Source organism: Clostridium sp. AUH-JLR23 (assembly GCF_964238065.1).
Taxonomy (GTDB): Bacteria; Bacillota_I; Bacilli_A; order Erysipelotrichales; family Coprobacillaceae; genus Allocoprobacillus; species Allocoprobacillus merdigallinarum.
The window spans coordinates 1-24,653 of sequence record NZ_CAXSKY010000022.1; the positions used below are offsets into that span (position 1 = coordinate 1).

General features: G+C 31.3%; 21 protein-coding genes. 3 read left to right on the top strand and 18 right to left on the bottom strand.

Annotation, left to right across the window (positions count from 1 at the left end; translation table 11 throughout):
* Positions 1-103 precede the first annotated feature (103 nt).
* The 11 genes from ACESR5_RS10380 to ACESR5_RS10430 all read right to left on the bottom strand — a co-directional run bounded on the left by ACESR5_RS10380 (position 104) and on the right by ACESR5_RS10430 (position 9,920).
* Positions 104-2,110, bottom strand: a complete 2,007-nt coding sequence (locus tag ACESR5_RS10380) for an FtsX-like permease family protein (protein ID WP_373155573.1) — start codon at positions 2,108-2,110, stop codon at positions 104-106.
* Between the two features lies 1 nt (position 2,111).
* Entirely contained in the window at positions 2,112-2,870 is a 759-nt protein-coding gene (locus ACESR5_RS10385) for an ABC transporter ATP-binding protein (protein ID WP_087244351.1), read from the bottom strand.
* A 102-nt stretch (positions 2,871-2,972) separates the two neighbouring features.
* A complete protein-coding gene (locus tag ACESR5_RS10390) occupies positions 2,973-3,956 on the bottom strand; it encodes a sensor histidine kinase (protein ID WP_373155576.1) in 984 nt (327 codons plus the stop codon).
* Positions 3,949-4,626: a response regulator transcription factor gene (locus tag ACESR5_RS10395; RefSeq protein ID WP_373155579.1), complete on the bottom strand. Its 678-nt coding sequence runs from the start codon at positions 4,624-4,626 to the stop codon at positions 3,949-3,951. Before ACESR5_RS10395 ends, ACESR5_RS10390 begins: the two co-directional genes overlap by 8 nt.
* Before the next feature lie 23 nt (positions 4,627-4,649).
* A complete protein-coding gene (locus ACESR5_RS10400) occupies positions 4,650-5,645 on the bottom strand; it encodes a YafY family protein (protein ID WP_087296835.1) in 996 nt (331 codons plus the stop codon).
* Between the two features lie 9 nt (positions 5,646-5,654).
* Positions 5,655-6,257 (bottom strand): hypothetical protein, encoded by a 603-nt coding sequence (locus tag ACESR5_RS10405; protein WP_373155582.1) that lies wholly within the window; start codon positions 6,255-6,257, stop codon positions 5,655-5,657.
* Between the two features lie 131 nt (positions 6,258-6,388).
* Positions 6,389-7,447, bottom strand: coding sequence for a hypothetical protein (locus ACESR5_RS10410; protein WP_373155585.1), 1,059 nt, complete (start codon positions 7,445-7,447; stop codon positions 6,389-6,391).
* A gap of 218 nt (positions 7,448-7,665) precedes the next feature.
* Positions 7,666-7,923 carry a hypothetical protein gene (locus ACESR5_RS10415; protein WP_373155588.1) on the bottom strand — a complete coding sequence of 86 codons (258 nt, stop codon included), beginning with the start codon at positions 7,921-7,923 and terminating at the stop codon, positions 7,666-7,668.
* 102 nt (positions 7,924-8,025) lie between these two features.
* Entirely contained in the window at positions 8,026-8,721 is a 696-nt protein-coding gene (locus ACESR5_RS10420) for a hypothetical protein (RefSeq protein ID WP_373155591.1), read from the bottom strand.
* A 50-nt stretch (positions 8,722-8,771) separates the two neighbouring features.
* Complete coding sequence (locus ACESR5_RS10425; protein WP_373155593.1) at positions 8,772-9,044, bottom strand: hypothetical protein; 273 nt, start codon at positions 9,042-9,044, stop codon at positions 8,772-8,774.
* Between the two features lie 12 nt (positions 9,045-9,056).
* Positions 9,057-9,920 carry a DegV family protein gene (locus ACESR5_RS10430; RefSeq protein ID WP_373155596.1) on the bottom strand — a complete coding sequence of 288 codons (864 nt, stop codon included), beginning with the start codon at positions 9,918-9,920 and terminating at the stop codon, positions 9,057-9,059.
* Positions 9,921-10,021: 101 nt separating this feature from the next.
* Between ACESR5_RS10430 and ACESR5_RS10435 the strand changes: the two genes are divergently transcribed.
* The 3 genes from ACESR5_RS10435 (at position 10,022) to ACESR5_RS10445 (ending at position 11,784) form a co-directional block, all read left to right on the top strand.
* Complete coding sequence (locus tag ACESR5_RS10435; protein WP_373155598.1) at positions 10,022-10,618, top strand: YigZ family protein; 597 nt, start codon at positions 10,022-10,024, stop codon at positions 10,616-10,618.
* 98 nt (positions 10,619-10,716) lie between these two features.
* Positions 10,717-11,277 (top strand): manganese efflux pump MntP family protein, encoded by a 561-nt coding sequence (locus ACESR5_RS10440; protein ID WP_373155600.1) that lies wholly within the window; start codon positions 10,717-10,719, stop codon positions 11,275-11,277.
* Between the two features lie 54 nt (positions 11,278-11,331).
* Positions 11,332-11,784 (top strand): dUTP diphosphatase, encoded by a 453-nt coding sequence (locus ACESR5_RS10445; protein ID WP_087244340.1) that lies wholly within the window; start codon positions 11,332-11,334, stop codon positions 11,782-11,784.
* Between the two features lie 38 nt (positions 11,785-11,822).
* Here the strand turns inward: ACESR5_RS10445 and mfd are convergent, their stop codons facing one another.
* The 7 genes from mfd to ACESR5_RS10480 all read right to left on the bottom strand — a co-directional run bounded on the left by mfd (position 11,823) and on the right by ACESR5_RS10480 (position 24,652).
* Complete coding sequence (gene mfd, locus ACESR5_RS10450; RefSeq protein ID WP_373155603.1) at positions 11,823-15,266, bottom strand: transcription-repair coupling factor; 3,444 nt, start codon at positions 15,264-15,266, stop codon at positions 11,823-11,825.
* Positions 15,267-15,279: 13 nt separating this feature from the next.
* Positions 15,280-15,834: an aminoacyl-tRNA hydrolase gene (gene pth / locus ACESR5_RS10455; protein ID WP_087244338.1), complete on the bottom strand. Its 555-nt coding sequence runs from the start codon at positions 15,832-15,834 to the stop codon at positions 15,280-15,282.
* 9 nt (positions 15,835-15,843) lie between these two features.
* Positions 15,844-17,940: a type I pullulanase gene (pulA, locus tag ACESR5_RS10460; protein ID WP_373155608.1), complete on the bottom strand. Its 2,097-nt coding sequence runs from the start codon at positions 17,938-17,940 to the stop codon at positions 15,844-15,846.
* 172 nt (positions 17,941-18,112) lie between these two features.
* Positions 18,113-19,780 carry a Na/Pi cotransporter family protein gene (locus tag ACESR5_RS10465; RefSeq protein ID WP_373155611.1) on the bottom strand — a complete coding sequence of 556 codons (1,668 nt, stop codon included), beginning with the start codon at positions 19,778-19,780 and terminating at the stop codon, positions 18,113-18,115.
* Positions 19,781-20,016: 236 nt separating this feature from the next.
* Positions 20,017-22,413: a glycogen/starch/alpha-glucan phosphorylase gene (locus ACESR5_RS10470; protein WP_087304322.1), complete on the bottom strand. Its 2,397-nt coding sequence runs from the start codon at positions 22,411-22,413 to the stop codon at positions 20,017-20,019.
* Positions 22,414-22,429: 16 nt separating this feature from the next.
* A complete protein-coding gene (glgB, locus tag ACESR5_RS10475; protein ID WP_087245702.1) occupies positions 22,430-24,301 on the bottom strand; it encodes a 1,4-alpha-glucan branching protein GlgB in 1,872 nt (623 codons plus the stop codon).
* Positions 24,302-24,445: 144 nt separating this feature from the next.
* The gene (locus ACESR5_RS10480) at positions 24,446-24,652 is read right to left on the bottom strand and encodes a helix-turn-helix transcriptional regulator (RefSeq protein WP_087245696.1); all 207 of its coding nucleotides are present in this window, start codon (positions 24,650-24,652) and stop codon (positions 24,446-24,448) included.
* Position 24,653: the final 1 nt, after the last annotated feature.

Genomic DNA, 24,653 nt, shown 5'->3' on the forward strand with positions numbered 1-24,653 from the left:
ACAATGGATATAATACCATATATTCTTTCATTTGAAAACTAAAAGCTGTTGACTTTTTTACTTTGTCAACAGCCTGAGAAGATGAACATTCATTCATCTTCTATTAATTCTTAACAATACGATAATATGTTCTTGATGTAAAGACATAGACAATCGCATAAACAATCGCCACAATAATGACTGAGATGATTGTACATGTAATAAACACCTCTGTTCCACTCAAAACAATATAACTAAACATCATAGTTATCAAATGGAAAGCAAATGCCATGTGAATAACTGAAGCTATCAGTGGTAAAAAGAAGAAGATTAAAACTTGAGAACGAATAGTCTGTTTCACTTCTTTTGTACTCATTCCAACTTTTTGCATAATTTCAAAGCGTTTTTGGTCTTCATAACCTTCTGATAACTGTTTATAGTACATAATTAATATTGTAGCCATTAAAAATAAGATGCCTAAGAAAATACCTAAGAAAAATAAACTTCCATACAATTCCATCAACATGATTCTGACTTCATATAATGAAGAACGATAGAAAGAAATGCCTCCCTGTTCTGTCTCTGTTTCTAAGGAAAAGTTATCTAAACACTTTCTTAATATGTCTTCAGCTTCTTTTTCTTGAGACTGATCCTGATATACAATAGAAAGATTTTCTGTTGGCTGGATAGTATCTCCAAAGAAATACGACATCATCTCTTGAATAGCTTCTTCATCTTTCATAATGACAATCAGATTTCTTTGTGCAGTAGGATTTTCATTAGGTAATAAATAGGGTTGATGCACAACTTCCTGAATTGGATATTTTTGTTGATCTATGTCTAAAGTATCTCCAAAGTCAAAGAAATTACTGCTCACTAAAATATTCTGACCACTTAATTGAACATTTTGATGATAGGCACGATTATATTCATCCTGTGTCATCCCTACCAAATATCCCACAACAAAATCTCCAGATTCGTCTAATGCCAAAATATGGTCATTTCCAAAACGTACACTGACTGAATATCTTTTGGTATGAATAAAACTATCAATACCAATATCATGATTCTCTAATTCAGTCTGCATTTGTGAATAAAACTTTGCAAACTCCTGATCACTTGGCAACGTTCCATCATCATAGCCATAAACTTTAAGCTGAAAACTATCCTGCTGATAAGCTGTAATTGTATCTTCAATTCCAAAATAGAGTGAGACTGTACTTGACAACATAACCAATATACATGTACATAGAATACAGATACTAGCCAGTCCTACAGCATTTTGTTTCATACGATAGATTAACTGAGACACAGAAGTAAAGTGTTTTGTCTGATAATAGAAATGCTTATTTTTCTTTAAAAGTTTTAAAATTGTAATAGAACCTGCAGTAAATAAACAATAGGTTCCAATAATAACCAAGATAACAGCTACAAAAAACAAGAGCATCGCTGTTGTGGGATCATCAATCGTAATAGCAATATAATATCCTAATCCAAGTGTTACCAAACCGATAATTGTCATCAGCCATTTGGTCTTCGGTTCTTTTTCACCACTTTGAGAACCTCTTAATAATTCAATAGGGTTTGATAATTGAATTTGAATCACATGAATGAGATAAGAAGCCAAATAAATAGGTAAAAAGACAATAACGGTAACTAGAAAAGATGACCATGAAATATGAAATGTCAAGGTTGTAGATAGTCCCATTAAATGAATCAATACTAATGAAACCAGCTGACTAAAAATAATACCAAAAAGAAATCCCATAACAAATGAAATCAATGTTGTGATGATGGTTTCACACAACATCATAATCATAATGTGTTTCTTTTCTAAACCTAAAATATTGTATAAAGCTATTTCTTTTTTTCGACGTTTCATTAAAAAACTATTCATATAAAATAAGAAAATGACAGAAAAGATAACCATCACAATAATTCCTAAATTCAAGATGATCTGCATTGTACTTGAACCCGTTGCCATTTGTTCTAAACCTTTATGTGATGCTAGATAATTAATTAAATAAAACATCATGACAGTAAAGGAACTTGTTAATAAATATGGAAAATATAACTTAGAATTCTTTTTGAGATTGGTTAATGCCAGACGGGGATAAAAGAAAGATTTCATTTTATTTCCCTCCTGTCGCAAGTAATGTTAGTGTATCTGAAATACTTTGATACATTTGCTGATTCGTTTGATTTCCTTTGTAAATTTGATGAAAAACTTCACCATCTCTAATAAATAAGACTCTTGAAGCATAGCTGGCTGCTTTGGTACTATGAGTCACCATTAAAATTGTTTGCCCTTCCTGATTGACTGTATCAAAAATTTCCAACAATTGATCCGTTGACTTTGAATCAAGGGCACCCGTAGGTTCATCTGCCAGAACAAGTTGAGGATGTGTAATGAGTGCTCTTGCAACAGCGACTCTTTGTTTCTGTCCACCAGATATTTCATATGGATATTTCTCTAATAAATCCTCAATACCCAGTTTTGGTGCTAAAGCTTTTAATTTCTGTTGCATAACAGGATAAGGTTCTTTAGATAAGACAAGTGGTAAGAAAATATTATCTTTGATAGAAAATGTATCTAATAGATTAAAATCCTGAAATACAAAACCAAGATTCTTTCTTCTAAACTGTGAGATTTCTTTTTCCTTTAAATGGGTAATATCTTGACCATTTAATAAGACCTGTCCACTGGTTGGCTGATCTAATGAAGCCAGAATATTTAATAAAGTTGTTTTCCCACTTCCAGATTCACCCATAATCGCAACATACTCACCTTCTTCGACACTAAAAGTGACATTGGATAATGCCTGTACCTGTTGATTGGAAAAACGTGTTGTATAAATTTTCTTTAAATTTTTAACTTCCAGTAATGACATTTTAACTCCTCCTTTGTACACTTATAGTTTATAAAAAAAGAGAAATATGTACCATTGATTTATCTTACAATTTCTCTGTTATAACTTACATTTCTGTAAGGTTTATTCAACTTGTAAATCCTTAACATGAAAATCAATCATCACTGTTGTTCCCACTCCTTGAGTTGACTGGATATGAATAGGATGTCCTAAATATTTTAATATGCGAGCACATAAATATAATCCTAGACCACTTGCTTTTTTATCCATTCTTCCATTATATCCTGTAAAGCCTTTTTCAAACAGTCTTGGTAAATCCTCCTGTTTAATCCCAATACCTGTATCTTCAGTATACAAAACTTCATCTTCAACAAAAATATGAATGCCACCTGTTTTGGTATATTTCAATGCATTGGATAAAATCTGTTCCAAAACAAAGGACAACCATTTGGCATCAGTCAAAACCTGTAAATCTATTGGATCAATTTTTAAAGTTAATTTCTTTTGAATAAAAAAAGTGGCTTGTTTTTTTATAACATCTTGAATGAGCTCATTTAAATCATAACGTTTGATACGTAAATCAGAAGAAATCTGTTCTAATTTCATATAATGTAAAGCCATATCTACATATTGTTCAATTCTTAAAACTTGTAAAAGCATATCGTTTGTTGAAGCATTTTGAGATGTAATTAAAAGTCTTAATGCAAAAATAGGTGTTTTGATCTGATGAACCCATAAAGTGAAATAATCTAACATATCCTGATTATGTATTTCATGTTGTTCTTTCATTTCTTTTAATAAATGATGGATCTGATGAATCAATAATTGATATTGAGTTTCAATATATCCAGAACTTTGTGGTAAATCTAATAAAATCATATCTTCTAATTGAAAGATTGATTCTAAATTATTCGTTTTTTGATAATAGAGAAAATAATCAATCGCAAAATAAACAATCAATAAAACCAGACATAAAATAGTCGCATAGATGACAGCTTCAATGAAAACATTATATAAATAAAGAATCAGACAAAAAATACCAATGCATGATAAATAAAGAATATAGAAAGCTTTTTTATCATAAAAATAATGCAGTAATCTATTCATAAGCCAGCTTATAACCTAATCCTTTTTTTGTCTGAATAAGATGTTCAATATGAAAATCATCTAATTTCTTTCTTAATCTATTCATATTTACACTTAGAGTATTATCATCTATAAATTCATTGCTTTGCCATAATGCCATCATTAAATCATCACGTGATACAAATACTTCTGATTTTTCAAAGAGAACCTGTAAAATCTTTAATTCATTTTTCGTCAGTTCAATAGTCTGATGATGATAAGAAATAGTTGCATCTAAGATATTTAAAACCAAATCTTTATATGTTAAAACCTGCATAGATTTAGAAAAAGAATATGTACGACGAAGTAACGCCTGAATTTTCGCTGTTAAGACATGAAAATCAAAAGGTTTTGTGATAAAATCATCTGCTCCCATAGAAATAGCCATGACAATATTCATATTCTCATTAGCAGATGAAATAAAGATAATAGGCACTGAAGATACTTTACGAATCTGTTCACACCAATGATATCCATTATAAAAAGGTAAGGAGATATCTAATAAAATAAGTTCTGGCTGTTTTTGAAGATAAAGATCGAAAACATGTTCAAAATCATCCACAACTTCAACTTCATAATTCCATGTTTCTAAATGTTTTTGAATTGCTAAAGCGATGACTTCATCATCTTCGACAATCATGATTTTTTGCATTTTCATCACCCACTCCAATTCCATTATAACATATCTTGATAAAGGTTGTGCATAGCTTTTATACGGGACTTGATGTCATCATGTAGATACTGTGGAGAAATCACTTTAATTTGAGTTTGCATCATCATAATCCAGCCAATCAATCCTTCTGAAATAGAAACATCTTCAATTGTTAATAATAAACGTTCCTGATATAAACGCTGTACTCGCATATTCAATCCAAAACGTGATACCATCTCTCTTAACTGTTTATAATCACATTCAATAACCAATGTATCACGATGATGAGATATAAACATATTCATCATCTTTTCAATTTCATTTTGGATATCAAATTGTTCCTGAACATTGATATATCCTTTATTTAAAGTCTGAATAGCACGCATACGATCAATACGATAATTGGTTAATTGTTGGGGATGTTTTTCATTATAGGCAATCATATAATAATGATTATTTTGGGAAGTTAAAGAATAAGGAGAAACAATATATTGATCATCTTTATTCCCTCTTTGTGAAGCCACCTCTATGAAGTGATGATTTTGAATATCATAATCAATATATTGAAAAGAAATAGCTTTTTGATGTTCAATCGCTTTCATAATAACTGTTAAATTAATAAATAGAGAAAAAGAATGCTGACGTTCACTTGGTTGAAACAAGACGAGACGTTTTTGTTGATGAAAAGAAGATAGGGTGAGAAGTTTCTTTTGTAAATGTTGCTGATCTTCTCTATTTAAATCCTGATGAAAGGCAATCTGATCTAATAGAAATTGTAATTCACCATCCTCAAATATATCTTCATCTATCCTATAACCCAATTTATGATAAGAGATAATCAAATCTCTACCTATCCAACCATTAAAAAAATCATTGATTTGTTTGATACAAGAATAAACAGTTTTAATATCAATCTTCATATCCTGTTTCATTAAAGCTTCCTGTATTTCTAAAGCTGTAATGGCTTTATTTGGCGTTTGTAAAATCATCTTCAGTACATAAAACATTCTTTTTCCCATAATAGACTCCTAATGACTCATAACAAGCTGATAACTTTTCTTCCTGTTGTAATGACGCATTAATGAAAGATAATCTTTCATGCTGTAGCTACAAAGCAAATCTAAGACAACTTCATCCTGGCAGTCATCTAGTTGCAGTAAATATTGATAGGCCAAATGATATTCATCTTCCAATAGACATATTTTAGCACAATCCAGTGTATCTACATGATATTGATGTTCAAGAATAGAAATGACTTGAGAAAAAGACATATTCTCAAAAGGAATCAGATATCGGATCACACAATATTCTTGTAATGTTATTGTTTTTTTAGCTATTTTTTTAAAAATATCTTCTTTCAACAACAAATAATCCTGATGTGAAAACAAACTATTCATCATCATTAAATCATTTTCCATATCCTGATAATTCTGCGCCTGATATAAATGTCTTAAAGCAGCTATAAAAAGTTGTTGATAAAGTCTTTTATCATGTAATAAATGACTCAATTCTTTTTCATGTAAGCAACTGGCAAATAACTCCAATACAGATGAATCTTTCATAATTTCTAATACATAATTTTTCTTTTGAACAAAAGTGATCATTTCTTGTTTTTGATAAGTTTTTTTCATATATGTCATCTCCTTGTATTATCATTATACCCATTTTATGATTTTGAAGATGACTTTATACCTATTTTAACACCTAAAAAACGGAGTTAAAACACTTTTTTTATTTTTTTTATATAGAAAAAGATTTTGCTTTATACAAAATCTTGCCCAAATGATTGATAAATACCCTGGCCATAATAAGAAGATGGCTCATAAAGTATAGGATAGATTTTCCAGTTATCCTCAAGAATACATTGAAACCATTGTCCCTGATATGTAAAACAATATACACAATAGAGCATACCTTCTTGATATTCCATGGCTTCTTGGTAGCGTGATAGATGAAACTTATTTTTAACAAGATCTAAAATCACGGATGAACTCAATATATGATCTGTCATACCTAAGACTTTGAATAACACTTGACAATGTTGTTTGGATATCTGATGTTTTCTTAATAAAGAATACCCCTCTTCATATGACATCTTGGATAAAGATAAAATGTTTTTTTGAATGGTCTGCCACTGTTTATAATCTTTCAATAATTCATATAATAACTGACAGTCAGGATAAGATAAATAAATCACTGTTTTTATCCATAATGTGCCTTCATTTTTAAACACAGGCATATCACTTTGATAAATCCAATAGCCACCCAGCTCCTGTTTTTTATGTTTATTCCCAGCCAAAATATAATCCTCAATATTCAATGAGAAATCTTTATATTCTTGTCCTGCACCATTTAAAGCATAACTGACTTTATGATTTTGTTCATCAATCATCTCTTTCCATAGAGGAGGTAGACTGTTTTCATCAAGAATATAGGGATGTTCCACCGTTCCATTTCCATCACGTATTGTATATTTCAGTTCATTAAGGATTTGATTATTTGGATTGACAGATCTTCTTTTTATAAACAAAACAATGGCTAAAACAAGTAAAAATATCATCATGATAGAATCAAAGATAATACAAACAGGCTGTGGATTCGTCATTATCCCTATGATTAATGAAAGACATACACTGAAAGCCATCAAAACATTCAACACACAATAGAAAATATGTTCTTTAAAATAAAGAAATACTCCAAAATAAATGATCCACAATAATAAATGAATACCATTCATATATGAAAATTGATATTCAACGTTAGCCATAAATGCACATATAAGAGCTCCTACGTACTCTAAAAAATACCATTTTCTATTCATATATACTCATCCTCTCTTACATTATAACAAAGATTTTGAAGACATAAAAACAAAAGTTGATATTAAAATAATTTTTTATGAGTTGGTTATGATTTATTTATAATAAAAATATTTTTAATAATCAATTTCCTTATAAAAAAGACAATGAATATTACTCACAATATTCATTGTCTTTTTCTATTGAAATATCTTTTTCAAATATTGATTCTATTATACGATTATTTTTCAAATGGTTGATAAGTACCCTTTCCATAATAAAGAGATGGTTCATAAAGAGTTGGTTTCACTTTCCATATGCCCTCTCTCATCTGTAAAAACCAGTTATCATAATAATAAATACAATAAGCACAATCAATCATTCCATCCTGATGTTCCATTGCTTCCTGATAATCTTCTTTTTGAAAACTGAATTTGATAAATGATTTGATGATATCTTTATCAAATATATTATCTTTTTGAGCAATAACTTTCAACAAACTCTTGGCCACATCTTGTGGAATCTGATTGTCTATTAAAAATTGATAACTCTCTTTATAGGATAAGTTTAACACATGTGATATATTTTCTTGAATCATTTGCTAAAAATGATCATCACAAAGCATCTGATATATATTTTTGACATCATCATGCGAAAGATAAACGACACCTTTCATCCAAAGGGTTCCATTTTCCTTTAAAGCAGGCATATCACTTTCATATTTCCAAAAACCACCATAATCTTGTTGGAGATGTTTTTTTCCTACCAATACCTTATCTTTAAAACCAAATGTTGGATCTTCGTATTCTTGACTTCCACCATTAAGTGCATACATCACTTTATGATATTGATGTTCTATTTCATCATTGATGGTAAGCGTCTGATCAATATCTAATCTATATGGATAAGATATTGTCCCATCTCCAGGCAAGTTTTTGTGCTGAATATCTTGAGATAATTCCATATTTTGATTTTGACGATTCCATCTCCTTTTAAAAAGCATGATGATAAAATACAGAATAAAAGATAAGGATAAAATACTATCAAAAATAATAGGAACTGTAGAAGGATTATTGATGATTCCCTGAATCAAAGAATAATCAATACCTATTCCCGTTAATAAGCCTGATATGGGATAAAGGATACTTTCTTTAAAAAAGAATAAACAAATGAAAAAGAAGATAAAAAGAAACGGCTGTATAGTATTCATATAAGTGAAATGATACTCACTATTTAAATTCATTATACAAAAAATTCCACCAATGCATATAGCCAAGTTTCTCATCTTGATATTCATACATATCACCTCTACTTTCATTATATCAAAAAAAGCTGAGTTTCCTCAGCTTATTCGTCTAGTAATTGTTTTAATTCTGCCATTTTTTGATTATATTCTTCAATATGACGATACATATCCATGACTTCTTCATCAACAACACCTGATGTTTGAATTTGTTGATAATAATATTTTCCTAAGTCACGAAAAACATCATCACGATCAGATTCTAAATTTTTCATTTTAAGCTTCAATTTGGCAGTACCAGCTAATTCCTGTGTTTTATCAATAGCTCCTTCTGTCAATTTCGCTGCTTTTTTTGTGAGATCATCAAATAAAGGCATTTGTTCATCCTCCTATCCTGTATATTTTTTGATATATTGTACACCAATACCTCCAACTCCCATATGAGCACCAACAACAGCTGGAAGTTCTCTTAACTCTAATTCAACATTTCCAATTTTTTCTAAAACCATCTGTTTCACTTCTAAAGCTGAACTTTCACATAAGACATGTTCAATTGTGACTTTATATTCCTTAGCATTAACACCTAATTCGACCATGCGATTCACAAGTGTAGCTTTCGCTTTAGATAAGGTTCTGACTTTTCCAAGTACATCTATTTTACCACCCAAGTCATAATTTAATTCCATCACTGGAACAATTTTCAACATGCTAGCAAGTAATGCCACTGCTGGCGTAATACGACCACCTTTCTTTAAATGTTCTAAGTTAGGGGCCATAATAATCGTTCCAGAATGATCAATCATGTTTTCAAGAATATCTTGAATTTCACTAACACTCTTACCTTCTTGAATTAATTTGGCAGCAGTGAATACTAAATATTTTTGATTGCCTGCAGTTCCTTTTGTATCAATTAAAGTGATTGGAATACCCACCATTTCTCCAGCAACTTTCATCCCATTTAAAGTTGATGATAATCCTGTCGCAATGGGTAATCCGATAACTTCATCATAACCAGCATCTTTGATTCTTTGTAAAATATTGACCAGTTCCCCTGTTGCAGGCTGAGAAGTCATGACCATGATATCCTCTTTTTCCATAGTTTCAAAAACTTCCAAACTGGTAATGTCTTTTTGATCTAAATACGTATGATTTTTCATCGTAATACATAAAGGCACAATAAATATACCTTGATCTTCATATTGATTTAATTCTATTTGACAGCCACTATCAGCTAATACTGCAATCTTAGCCATCTCAATCCCTCGCTTCCAAAAGTTAATTTTTCTCTCATTATTATAACACTTTTGACAATAAAATGAAATCATATATAATAAAGAAAGAAAGGTGTGACATCATGATTTCTATTGAAGATTATACAAGCCATACATTAGTTATTAAAAAATCTGAATTCGTTTGTCATTTGATTCCCTGTAGTCAAATTGAACAGGCTAACGATATGATTACAAAATATAGCGATCCACAAGCTACACATAACTGTGTTGCCTATATTATTGGTCCTCATGAAAGAGCATATGATGATGGTGAACCATCTGGAACGGCGGGTATGCCTATGTTAAATGTTTTAAAAATGCAAGGTTTAACAAATATGATAGCGATTGTGACTAGATATTTTGGTGGCATTAAACTTGGCGCTGGGGGATTAACACGAGCATATAGTCAAAGTGTAGCTGAAGCTCTTAAAGTCGCTCATATCGTTGAAAAAGAACTGGTTGATTTATATAATATAACAGTTGATTATACATATACACGTAAACTTGAGCATTTATTAAAAGTTCATCACATAAAGTGTATAGATATTCAATATCAGGAACAAGTTTCTTATCAATGTTATTTACGTAATCTTGATTTTCTGGATATGATTCAAGATTTCACAAACAGTCAGTTTCAAGCTAAAAAAATAGGCAGTGACTATATCCCAAAAGATGTTTGACACTTATATGCAAAGTTGTTATAATTTGGATATGATGAAAACAATAAGACTTGTCTGTACGCTCAACAGTCATGTCTTTTTTATTACAAGGAGGACATATGGGGTTTTTAGAAATATTGATCATTGGTGTCGGGTTATCCATGGATGCTTTTGCGGTGAGCATCTGTAAAGGCTTATCAACACGCATGCTTAAACTCAAACACGCTTTGATTTGTGGTGGTTATTTTGGCTTTTTTCAAGGCTTTATGCCCTTTTTAGGATATGTATTAGGTATTCAGTTTAAAGATAAAATTGAAAGTATTGATCATTGGATTGCTTTTATCTTATTAGCTTTAATTGGAATCAATATGATTAAAGAAGCTTTTGAGGATGAAGAAACATGTAATACAGAATTTTCACCTAAAGTCATGATTCCTTTAGCAATTGCTACTTCCATTGATGCTTTAGCTATTGGTGTTACTTTTGCTTTTTTTAATGTCAATATTTTATCAGCCGTTTCTATCATTGCCTGTACAACTTTTGTGATTTCAATGATAGGTGTGAAAATTGGACATGTCTTTGGTATGAAATATAAATCTAAAGCTGAAATTGCTGGTGGTATTATTTTAATAGGTATGGGTATTAAGATTTTATTAGAACACCTTCATATTTTTGGTTAATCATTCAAATTTTATTCATATTGAGGTAAGATAATAGATAAGAGGTGAAAAATTATGAATGATGTCGCAAAATTATATCAAGTCTATATCAATAGAGAAATTCAAGTCGCTAAAAATGAAATATTAAACACAACAAGAATCAATCAAAAGATTTTATCTTTTTTACATGATTTATCTGAAGTTGCACTTGAATCAAGATGTTATTTATTTTGGGAAAAAGAAGAACCTGTCAATCATCAACAGTTATTAGAAAACTATCTTGAAGGTTTAACGATGTTAATGTCTATTGGTTATGAATTACGTATTGATAGTATTAAAAATCATACAGAAATTCCTGAAAATCAAGATCTTTATTCTTTATTTTTCAAGATTTATCAATCTATTTTAAATGTTCAAAAACAATACTCTAGTGAAGACTATCAAAATACTATTGATGATTATTTTACATTAGGTTTTAAATTAGGTATTGATATTGATGAAATCATTGATAATTATCAAAATGATTAATCCTCATTCTATGAGGATTTTTTTATATGAAAAAGCAATCACTGATGTCGTGATTGCTCATCCATTTTCTTTAATTCATTTAATAATTCTATTGTATGTGGTAACCATTGACCGATTGTTTGAATCATAATCACAATTTCATTTTTAATGTATTTTAACTGTGGTTTATCAAATAAACGATTAACCAATTCAAAAAGCTGATCACCTGCAATATGGGCTGAAAATTCCTGTGTCAACATAATTTGTACATATCCACCTGCATCTTTGACTTCATCAATGAAAGGCTGTGTACATAAAATTTCATATTTTCTTTTCAATACAATATTATTCACTTCTCTAGGCAATGTTCCATATAAATCTTTTAATTCTTTTTCTAAAGATTGTAACTGTGTTAAATGTTGCGCTTTATATATACGTTGATAAAGATTTAATTTTTCCATATCATTTTCTACATAATTTTCAGGAATATAACCATCAACATTGACATTTTGAACAGGCACTTCTTTTTCTTCTTTTTTCTCTCCCGTTTTTTCTTCAATAGCCTCCTGAAGAATCCTCATATACATATCAAAACCAACTGTATCAATAAATCCAGCCTGTTCTCCTCCTAGTATATCACCAGATCCACGAATAGATAAATCACGCATAGCAATCTTATATCCACTACCTAATTGTGCAAATTCTTTAATCGCCTTTAAACGCTTCGTTGCTTCTTCATTCATTTGCTTGTTCTTTGCATACAATAAATATGCATAAGCCAAACGTTCACTACGACCAACACGTCCTTTAATCTGATAAAGCTGCGATAAACCAAAACGATCAGCATTTTCAATAATAATGGTATTGGCATTAGGAATATCAATACCGGTTTCAATGATCGTTGTACAAACCAGAATATCATATTCTTTATCTACAAAAGCCTGCATCACCTTTTCAAGTTCATCTTTGCTCATACGCCCATGTCCAATACCAATTTTTGCCTGTGGAACCAATCTGGCAATTTCATTAGCCACACTTTCAATATTGGCTGTCTGATTATGTAAATAGAAAACTTGTCCTTTTCGCCCAAGTTCACGTTCAATCACCTGTTTGACAAGCTGATTGCTTTTTTCCATGACATAAGTCTGTACTGGCAAACGATTTAACGGTGGTGTTTCAATTTGTGATAATCCACGAATTCCCATTAAAGACATTTGTAAAGTTCTTGGAATTGGTGTAGCAGTTAAAGTTAAAACATCTATTGTCTTTCTGATTTCTTTAATTTTTTCTTTCTGTTTAACACCAAAACGCTGTTCTTCATCAATACATAATAATCCTAAATCTTTAAAAACAACATCATTTGATAAAATACGATGTGTCCCAACTAATAAATCAATCTTTCCTTCCTTTAAATCACTTAAAATCTGTTTTCTTTGTTTCGTCGTTGTAAAACGATTTAATAAAGCAATAGTGACTGGAAAATTTTCAAAACGAGTAACCATCGTATGATAATGCTGTGAAGATAAAATCGTTGTAGGACATAGAAAAGCCACTTGCTTACCACCTAAAATAGCCTTAAAGCAGGCACGTAAAGCCACTTCTGTTTTCCCAAATCCAACATCTCCACACAACAATCTATCCATAGGACGTGGCATTTCCATATCAGCTTTAATTTCTTTGACAGCCTCTTTTTGATCTGGTGTCAGTTCATAACCAAAACATTCTTCAAACTGTATTTGCATAGCATCATCTTTAGGAAATGCAAATCCTGGCTGTTTCATTCTTTGTGAATATATTTCAATTAAACGATCTGCCAAATCATCAACTTTGTTTCTGACTCTTTGTTTTGTTTTTTGCCACTCTGTACTATTTAAAGAATGAATTTTTGGAACTTTCCCATCTCTGGAAGCATATTTTCGTACCAGTTTAAAATTTTCTACGGGAATATATAAAGTATCATTTCCTTTATAGGCAATATACAAGTAATCTTTTTTCACACCTCTGACTTCCAGTGTTTTAATACCCATATATTGTCCAATTCCATTGACATCGTGAACAACATAATCTCCAATATTTAATTCCGTATAGTCATTGATGACTTTTGCATCTTTATATTTAATGTAGCCTTTTTTCTTTTGACTATTAACCTTAAATAACTCTTTTTCTGTCAACAGGATCACATGTTCTTCACAAAAATCTATACCTGTTGATAAATCACCCATATAAATATTAATTCCCTGATAAATATGATCATCATGACCTACCAAGGCATAAGAGAGATGATATTGATCCAATAAATCTGTCATCATTTGAATCTGATGACTATTTTCAAGACACATAAGGATTTTATTTTGAATAAGATAATCTTTGATTTGTTGAATCAATTGATTTTCATTCAATAATGGTAATTGAATTTCTCTTGTTAAAAAGGAAATTTGTTTGTCATTCGTTCTAAAATCAACAAAGTCAATATCTGTCTTTTTTAATAATGAGTCTAAACTTTGAAATAATGACAACCCTTTTACCATTTTCCCCATATCTTGTAATTCATGAGAATAGTAGAATGTTTCTTCTACGTACTGATTATAGACCGATTTTATTTTTTCCTGACTTGATGTTACAATCAGCACATCATCAAAATAACAACGTAATGACGTTGATGATGAAAACAATCCCATGTACTGATAAAGACGAGATGAATAATCATGATTCTTAATAGATTCTATATCAATAGAAATTTCTTCATCCAAATCATCCTGATAATCAGGACACTGCGTTTGACTCTGTAATGTTTCAATCTGTGAAATCACATGTTCTATTTCCTGATCATCATAAAGCAGATCGGTCGCCGGTAAGATTGTGACTTCCTGAACATTTTCTAAAGAACGTTGTGTATTTTTATCAAAGAAACGTAAGCTTTCAATTTCATCATCAAAAAATTCAATACGAATAGGATTCTCATATTGGATAGAGTAAACATCTATAACCCCACCACGTTTTGAATAGTAAAATGGTTCATCAACACGTTGTATCATCTGATATCCACTATGGATAAGTTTTTCTCTTAATGTCAAAGGATCAATGGTCATACCTACAGATAAATGTAACTGAGAACTTTCAAAAAGAGAAGGATGTGGTATATAACGTAAATAACTTTGTGTATGACAAATCACAACGATTGGCTGATGTTGCAGTAATAATGACAAAGTATGAATACGTTCTCCAACTAATTCCTGAGAAGAAGCCAAAGCTTCTACTCGTAATGATTCATCGCATGGAAAGAAAGCGACTTTTTGATGCAACAAAGGATACAGCTCCTGATATAAAAGCTGTGCCTGATATAAGCTATCTTTAATCACCAGCATTGTTTTGGGACAAGCGAAAAAAGCACTAGCAATGAGAATCGCCTCATCGCTAGCGTGAGATACAACAATCTCGCCTTTTCCTTTTTTCATTGCAAGATATGCTGAATTATTTTTTAAAATCTGAATAATCTTCTTCATATCTTTTCATCTCCTAATTAAAAGCATTCATTGCGGCCACAAAATCTTTATCAAGCATCATCTGAACAGCTTGCGTGGCTTTTTGAATACCATCTTCAATAAGTGGCTGCTGCTCTTTGGTGAAACGCCCTAACACATAATCCACCACAGGTATTTGGGGATGTTTATCAATACCCACGCGAATACGTTTAAAATTTTGTGTACCTACATGAGCAATAATACTTTTCACTCCATTATGCCCTCCAGCACTTCCACTTTGTCTTAAACGTAACTTGCCTGTTGGCATATCCATATCATCATAAATCACCAGTAAATCATCGACATCAATTTTAAAGAAGTTCATGACCTGACTTACGGCTTCACCTGAATTATTCATATATGTCATTGGTTTGAGTAAAATAATATCTTCCCCTTGATATTTTAATTTGACATATTCACCTTTAAATTTTTTTGTATTTATAGACACATGAAAATCATCTGCTAAACAATCCATCACCATAAAACCAACATTATGTCTTGTTTTCTCATATTCTTTACCTGGATTTCCTAATCCAACGATTAACTTCATATATAACTCCTATCTTACTAATATCGCTAGACAAACTCCATTCACATCTAATTGATGATCTAAAATTTTACCTTTTTCACTATGATATAAAAGTTGGAAACCATCTTCTACTTCAACCTGAAGTGTTTCTAGAGAAGCATTAAAGTATATGATAAAATCCTTATATTCTCCCTCATTTTGATGTAATGAATATTTAATCATGCGATGATTAATATTTTCTGTTTTCACATTTTTACGTATCATATCATAACTTCCATATCTAAAACAAGGATTATTTTTTCTAAGGTGAATTAAAAACTGTACAAATTGAGTTGTATCAATTTCCATATCTTTACGATTCCAATCTAATGCATTAACCTGATCACCAGCATTATATGTATTAGAAAGTCCACCTTTTGTTCTAAAGAATTCCTGTCCACTATGCAAGAAAGGAACACCTTGCGATAAAATCACTGCGGCCATCATCAGACGTGAACGTCTTTTTCTAATCTTTTCAGATTCATCATAATTCGAAATCTGTAATTTATCATAACATGTCGCATTATCATGACATTCTACATAATTAATAGATTGTGTAATTTTCGCAAACATATCTAAATTACAAATAGCTTTCATCGCATCATTTGTTTTATACGTATCACCAGAAAAATAACCTTTTGTTTCCATCTGGTTCGTACCTCTTAATGTATCTCTAAAGAAATCATTAAAGAAACCAATATATGGTGTTTTCAAATTATTTTGAATCGTTGTACGCATCTCTTCATCTAAAGCTGTAGGCATATTCCATCCTTCACCATAAACAACAAATGAAGGATCTAAAGCTTTTCCCTGTGCATCTACAAGTTTCATTGTTTCCTGGTCAATGATACCCATTAAATCAAAACGGAATCCATCAATACCATATAAAACCTGCCAGCGCCTACACATATCTAAAATATATTTACGACACATCAGTGCTGTTGTATTTAAATCATTACCACACCATGAGCCATTAGAAAGGCTACCATCTTCATTTCTTCTAAAGAAATAATAAGGCACTGTTCTTTCAAGAGCATTGATATTGACATCATGCATATGATTAAAAACAACATCCATCACAACACGTATACCTCTAGAATGTAATGCTTCAACCATTCGTTGTGCTTCAGTAATACGCATATAACCATCGTCTGGATCTGTCACATAGCTTCCTTCTGTCACATTATAAGCTAATGGATCATATCCCCAGTTATATAGTTCCAATGGATTCTTTTCATCCACTGTCGCAAAATCAGCAATAGGCATGAGCTGTAAGTGGGTAATACCTAAACATGATAAATAATCTAATCCCGTTGGATTTCCACTATCTGTTGATGTATTTAATTCTGTAAAAGCTAAAAACTTTCCTTTATTTTTCATCCCACTGGTAGAAGACATAGAAAAATCTCTAACACTTGTTTCATAAATCACCATATCAGTCATTTTCTCTAAAATTGGTAAATCAAACTGACGACATGGTACTTTTTCTAAATCCACAATAATGCTGGCACGTCCATTTGATGATGAAGAATAAGCATAAGGATCTAAAGTCACTTCATAACTGTTTGTATGTCTGATTAAATAAACATATTGTTCCAATTCTAAATCTTCGCAGACTTCAACAAAATAGACACCTTTTTTTTGCCTTTTCATTGGGAACAATTCTGTTTCCCCATTCCATTTCATGACTTTCAAAATAACACCAGTCGCAAGTGGTGCCCATACTTTGAATGTTGTTTTCTCTTTTGTATATTGATTTCCTAAATCATTATGATCATAAAAATATAATTCATCAAATTCTTCACACATAGATAGTTTTGAAAAATCTAAATAACAGCTTAAACCATAGGCATCAACAACCTTATAAACTTTTCCCATTGTAAAATTGGTATGAAATACATATTCCTGAAATCCGTCCTGACTACTATTATTCAACGAATCTCCATTCAGTGGTATCAATTCATCATTTTCAATATTTTTAATATAAAATTGGCTACTAATGCCATTATAATATCCTTTAGATAAGTAAACTCTAATCTCATCAAAAGCAACTGCATAAGCTTTCATCCTTACTGCACTTTTTTCCATATAACCATCCTTTCTCTTTAACACGACTATTAACCATTCCAAGTATAACATAAACAAATCTAAAAAACTATCAAAGAATGTAACCCCTTTACTTTTCTTGTTTAGGTTTGATACTTTATATCAATTGTCATATAAAAAAACAAATATACCTTTCAATAGGTATATCTGCTTTTTATTGATGTTCTATCATCTTCATAGCTTTCATTGCTTCTCTGGCTTTATAGAAACCTTCAGCTATGTTCAATCCATGATCTCCAATTCTTTCAAAATCTGTAAGAATCTTTGTATAGACAACACTGTTCTCTGTTGTACATTTTTTATCTTTCAATCTCTTAAGCTGATTCACTGTAAACTGATGATGTGTCTTGTCTATGTTCTCTTCTATTACATCAACTTTGTCTACAATGCTACTGAACTCATCATAGTTCATGATTCTCAGCTCATCTAGTATATTGACACAAAGACTGCTCATGATTCCTATCTCATCCATGGCTTCATGTGAGAATCGTCTGTCTTCACTTTGAAGTAGCTCGGCCCTTTGGGCTATGTTCACCGCATGATCTCCTATTCTTTCAATGTCTGATGATATCTTCATGAATAAACCAATGGCCTGTGATCCTTCTATTGGAAATTCTGTTGAAATCGCATTTGTTGTAAAGTCTACGATATTTTTATTCAAATAGTTAATATATTCTTCATTCTTTTGTAGCTTTTCATATTTGTCTTCCTTGAACTCTATTAAAAGTTCAAATGATTTGCGGACATTGTCTATTGCAACATCTAGCATGTTCTGTGTTTCGTTGAACAACTGCGTATTCGCAATAGCACTTGTTCCAATATGATAGTCGTTTGTAAAAATACCAAAGTCTAAGTATTTTAACTGCATCTTTCCTTCCAATTCTGGCTTTTCTGGTAAAATAATGAATGATAAATCGACCAGTTTTGTTCCAATTGGCAACAAGATGATTGTTGTCACAACATTAAATACTGTATGTACATTGGCAATTTGTGACACGACATTACCTGGTGTCAATGACTCCATAAACGCAGCAAATGGTGTCAGCATACTAATAATAACAAAGATAATTGTTCCTATAATATTGAATGATAAATGAATAATGGTTGTACGTTTGGCATTACGATTAGCACCAATGGAAGCCAATACAGCCGTAATACATGTTCCGATATTTTGTCCAAATAAAACATAAATGGCAGATGGTAATGTAATAACACCACTCATCGCTAACGCCTGTAAAATACCTACTGACGCTGATGATGACTGAATGATGGCAGTAAAGACTGCACCCACCAAAATACCAATCAATGGATTTTCAAAGTTTGCGACAATATTCGCAAATTCTGGTGAACTTCTTAACGGTGCCATAGCACCAGACATCATTTCCATTCCCATAAATAAAATACCTAAACCAGCAATAATTTCACCAATTGCATCAAGTTTCTTGCTTTTGAAAAAGGCAATCAACACAACCCCAATAAAAGCAATAATAGGTGCTAAAGCTGTAATATCCAAGGCAATCAACTGTCCTGTGATTGTTGTCCCAATATTAGCACCCATGATGACCCATACAGCATTTTTTAATTGCATAAGTCCTGCATTGACAAATCCTACTGCCATAACTGTTGTGGCAGAAGATGATTGCATGATTGCTGTGGTTAAAGCTCCTACTAGCGTTCCTAAAAAACGATTTGTTGTCAATTTTTCCAAAATTGACTTCATCTTATTCCCGGCAGCCAGCTCTAAACCATTTGACATCATTGTCATCCCATAAAGGAATAAAGCTAACCCACCTAGCATAGAGAATATGTTTGTCAGTTCCATCTCTTCCTCCTATTTACACACAAAACAAACTTAACATAATCTTTACATAATGTAAACATGAATTTTACAAAAAAAGATTTGATTTTATCAGCTTTTGTTAAAAAATCTTAATAAAAAAATATCAACAAAGATATTCTATCCATCAAGACTCTTTATAAATAACTATTATTCCCTATTTTCAATTTTAAATGCGTAAAAAAACCAATGAGATCTAATTCTCATTGGTTTCCATTTTTTTATCTTTTCACTCTATCTAATTTCCAGATATCCTTAACATATTCTTCAATTGTACGATCTGATGAGAAATATCCAGATTTTGCGATATTGACAAGACACATTTTAGACCATCTTGAACGATCACGATATAATTCATCTACTTTTGCCTGAGCTTTTAAGTAAGCTTCAAAATCGGCAAATAAGAAGTATTCATCATTACGATTCATCAATTCATCAAAGATCATTCTGAATTCTTCACGTGATTCATGGAATGTTCCATCAACTAATGAGTCAACAACATGTTTAATACGTGGATCATTATTATAATAATCCCATGCGTTATATTGACCATTCCATCTTAATTCATTAATTTCATTATCTTTTAATCCAAAGATAATCACATTGTCATCACCAACACGTTCAGCAATTTCCACATTAGCACCGTCAAGTGTTCCTACTGTGACAGCACCATTCATCATAAATTTCATATTACCTGTACCACTTGCTTCTTTACCAGCTGTTGAAATCTGTTCAGAAACATCTGCAGCAGGCATAATCTTTTCAGCAATTGTGACACCATAGTTTTCAATAAAGACAACTTTTAAATATGGATTTGTTTCAGGATCATTATTCACAACATCTGCAACACTATTAATTAATTTGATAACTTTCTTTGCAAAATAGTAAGCAGGAGCTGCTTTTGCACCAAAGATAAATGTTCTTGGATAAATCTTAAATTCAGGATTCATCTTCATTTGCTGATATAAATAAATCACGTGCATGATATTTAATAATTGTCGTTTATAAGCATGTAATCTTTTGACTTGAATATCAAAAATACTATTGACATCAACTTTAATACCATTGTGTTTATAAATATAATCAGCTAAAACTTGTTTTCTTTGTTGTTTGACATTGTAGAATTTCCCTTGAACAATAGAATCATCAACATAATCCATTAGTTTTTCTAATTCTTCTGGATGTTTAATCCAATCATTTCCAATTGTTTCATTTAATAATGATGATAATTCAGGATTTGAATAAGCTAACCATCTACGATGTGTAATACCATTTGTTTTATTGTTGAATTTCTTTGGATATAAGAAATAGAAATCTTTCATTTCCTGTTCCATTAAAATTTGTGTATGAAGTCTAGCAACACCATTAACACTAAAACTTCCTACAATTGCAAGATGAGCCATATGTACTTGTCCATCTTTTAAAATCATAACACGATTTAATAAATCTTCATCGTTATCACTGATATGTTTCACATATCCAATAAATCTTCTATTGATTTCTTCGATAATCTGATAAACTCTTGGAAGTAATGCCTGCATTGTTGAAATTGGCCATTTTTCCAAGGCTTCTGATAAGATTGTATGATTTGTATAGGCACATGTTTGTGTTGTAATATGCCATGCTTCATCCCAATCCATATCATATTCATCAATTAAGATTCTCATCAATTCAGGAATCACCAATACTGGATGTGTATCATTTAACTGAATAACATTCTTTTCATGGAAATTAGATAATGATGGATAAACTCTTAAATGATTTTTAATAATAGCACGTAATCCTGCTGATACAAAGAAATATTGTTGTTTTAAACGTAATGTACGACCAGCAAGTGTTGAATCATCAGGATATAATGTCTGACAGATATCTCTGACTTCTTGAGCATATTGTCTAAAATCTTTATTAGATGGAATTTCATCACTTGGTTCTGAAGACCATAAACGGAGTGTATTTGTGACAGTTGTATCATTACCAACAATTGGCATATCATAAGGAACAGCCTTGACACATTCAGCATCGATATGATCCCATTTTCCAGTTTCTTCATTCCATACAACACGTCCCCAGAATTTAACATCAACAGCATGTTTAGGTTTTCTCACTTCCCACATATTTCCTAATTTTAACCATTGATCAGGAACTTCAACTTGATATCCATTTTCAATTTTCTGTTTAAATAAACCATATTCATAACGAATTGTATTTCCAAATGCTGGATAAGAAAGTGAAGCTAATGAATCCATGAAGCAGGCAGCAAGTCTTCCTAAACCACCATTTCCAAGTCCTGCGTCAGATTCTAATTCTTCCAAATCATGGATATTAATTCCATAATCTGCTAATCCTTCTTTGGCAATCTCATAAATACCTAAATTCATCATATTGTTTACCAATAAACGTCCAATCAAAAACTCCATAGAGAAGTAATGAACTTGTTTTTGGTAATTTGTTTTTGTAGCCATTTTTGTCATAGCCCAATTGACAGATGCATAATCACGAACCATTCTTTCAAGTGTCATGAACTTTTCTGTAATGTGTGATTCTTCTACTGTACGTCCGTAAGATTCAATAATTCTTCTTGAAAACTCATATTTAAATTCTTCTTTTGTCTTAAACATATCTCGTCTCCCTCAACTATTTTCTCTTCAATTCAAATATCATACTCGAAAATGGTGCAATGTCAACCAAAATTGAATTTTCTTTGTTGACAGCGTGTATTTTTTGTGATTTGATAGCACGTTTATTCGTGAAATTGCTTCCTGTATAGTAGTCTGTATCCGTATTAATAATCTCTTTATAAGTTCCTGCTACGGGAACTGGAATACGATAACCATGATGTGTATTTCCTACAAAGTTCATCACGCAGACAAGCACTTCCCCATCTGGTGCATAACGTGCATAAGCAAAGACACTTTGTTTCATATCATCAACAACGAGCCATTCAAATCCTTCTGGATAATAATCATACTGATATAAAGCAGGATGTTTTAAAATCAGATGATTTAAGTCATGAAAATATCTATGGAAAGAATCATGTTGTGGGAATTTCAATAATACCCATCCTAAAGCTTTCTTTTCATCCCATTCTTTATATTCAGCCAGCTCATTTCCCATAAAGTTCAATTTCTTACCAGGATGTGTCATCATATATAAATACAAAGACTTACATTGCGCAAACTTCTGGTCATTATTTCCCCACATTTTATCTAGAATTGTTCCTTTACTATGAACCACTTCATCATGTGAGAATGGTAAAATATAATTTTCACGATAGAAGTACATCATAGAGAATGTAAGTTTATTATGGACATCTGGATATTGTCGATAAATTGGATCCTTTTTAAAATAAGCCAATGTATCATTCATCCAACCTAAATCCCATTTATAATCAAATCCTAATCCTCCAGATTGTGGAGCTGTTGTAACATTTGGATAATCTGTTGAATCTTCCGCAATCAACATGACACCTGGGAATAATCCATTCATATGTGAATTCATACGTTTCATGAATTCAATAGCGCCATCATTAACGCCACGTTCCTTATTTCCTTTCCAGTAAATCAAATTACTGATCGCATCAAAACGAATACCATCAACATGGAAGTAATTTGCCCAGAAATGAACAGAAGACATCAAGAAACTACGAACTTCTTCTCTTCCTAAATCAAAATAACAGCTATCCCACTCCGTATATCTTAAATTAATATCAGGATATTCATAAACAAAACCACCATCAAACTGATGTAACCCATGTCCATCTTTTACAAAGTGTGCTGGAACAAAATCCATAATGACACCAATGTTATTTTTATGGCAGGCATTAATAAATGCCATTAACTGTTTTGGATTTCCATAACGGCTTGTTGCACTAAAATAACCTGTTGCCTGATATCCCCATGAACCATCAAATGGGAATTCAGTCAATGGCATCAGTTCAATATGTGAAAAACCATTTTCTACAACATAAGGAATGATCTGATCAATCATTTCTTCATAGCTGTAATATTCACCATCTTCTTCATCTGTAAAATCCTTTTTCATTTTCCATGAACCAATATTGGCTTCATAGATATTTAAAACTCTATCAAAATTCTTTGTACGTTTATTTAACCAACGTTTATCAGCCCATCTAAAGCCATCAATTTTATAAACTTTAGACGCTGTTCCTGGTCTTAATTCACTAAAGAAAGCATATGGATCTGCACGATCAACCCAAGATCCATTGGGTGTTTCAATACGATATTTATATGTATCGTATTGTTTGATTTTTGGAATAAATAAAGTATAAATACCCCCATCAGTATATTTTTCCATATAATGATTTTCACCATTCCATTGATTAAAATCACCAACAACCTGCACACTTCTTGCATTTGGAGCATAAACGGTAAATCTTACACCCTTTTGTCCATCTAATTCCTCAAAATGCGCACCAAAAACTCTATACATCTCTAAACAATTTCCCTCATGGAAAAGTTGTATCAAAAAGTTATCCAATTGTGCCATATTAAAACCCCTTTCATAGTTTTTATTATACATGAAAACGCTTAAAAAAGCACCCATTATTTGTCAAATGAGGATTTTCAATGAGTTTCTATCTCCTATTTTCTATGATGTTTTCTACATATATTGAATATAAAAAAAGACAGATTACTCTGCCTCTTTGATAAATTCAATAACGTCATTAGGTGTACAATCTAATGCTTCACATATTTTTTCTAAAGTATATGTTGAAATACCCTTTCCATGTTTAATATTATGGATTGTTCTTGAATTAATTCCATATTGATGGATAAGGGCATATGTTGTTATAGATTTTTCCTTCATTGTCTTAAATAATGGTGCATAACTAATCATC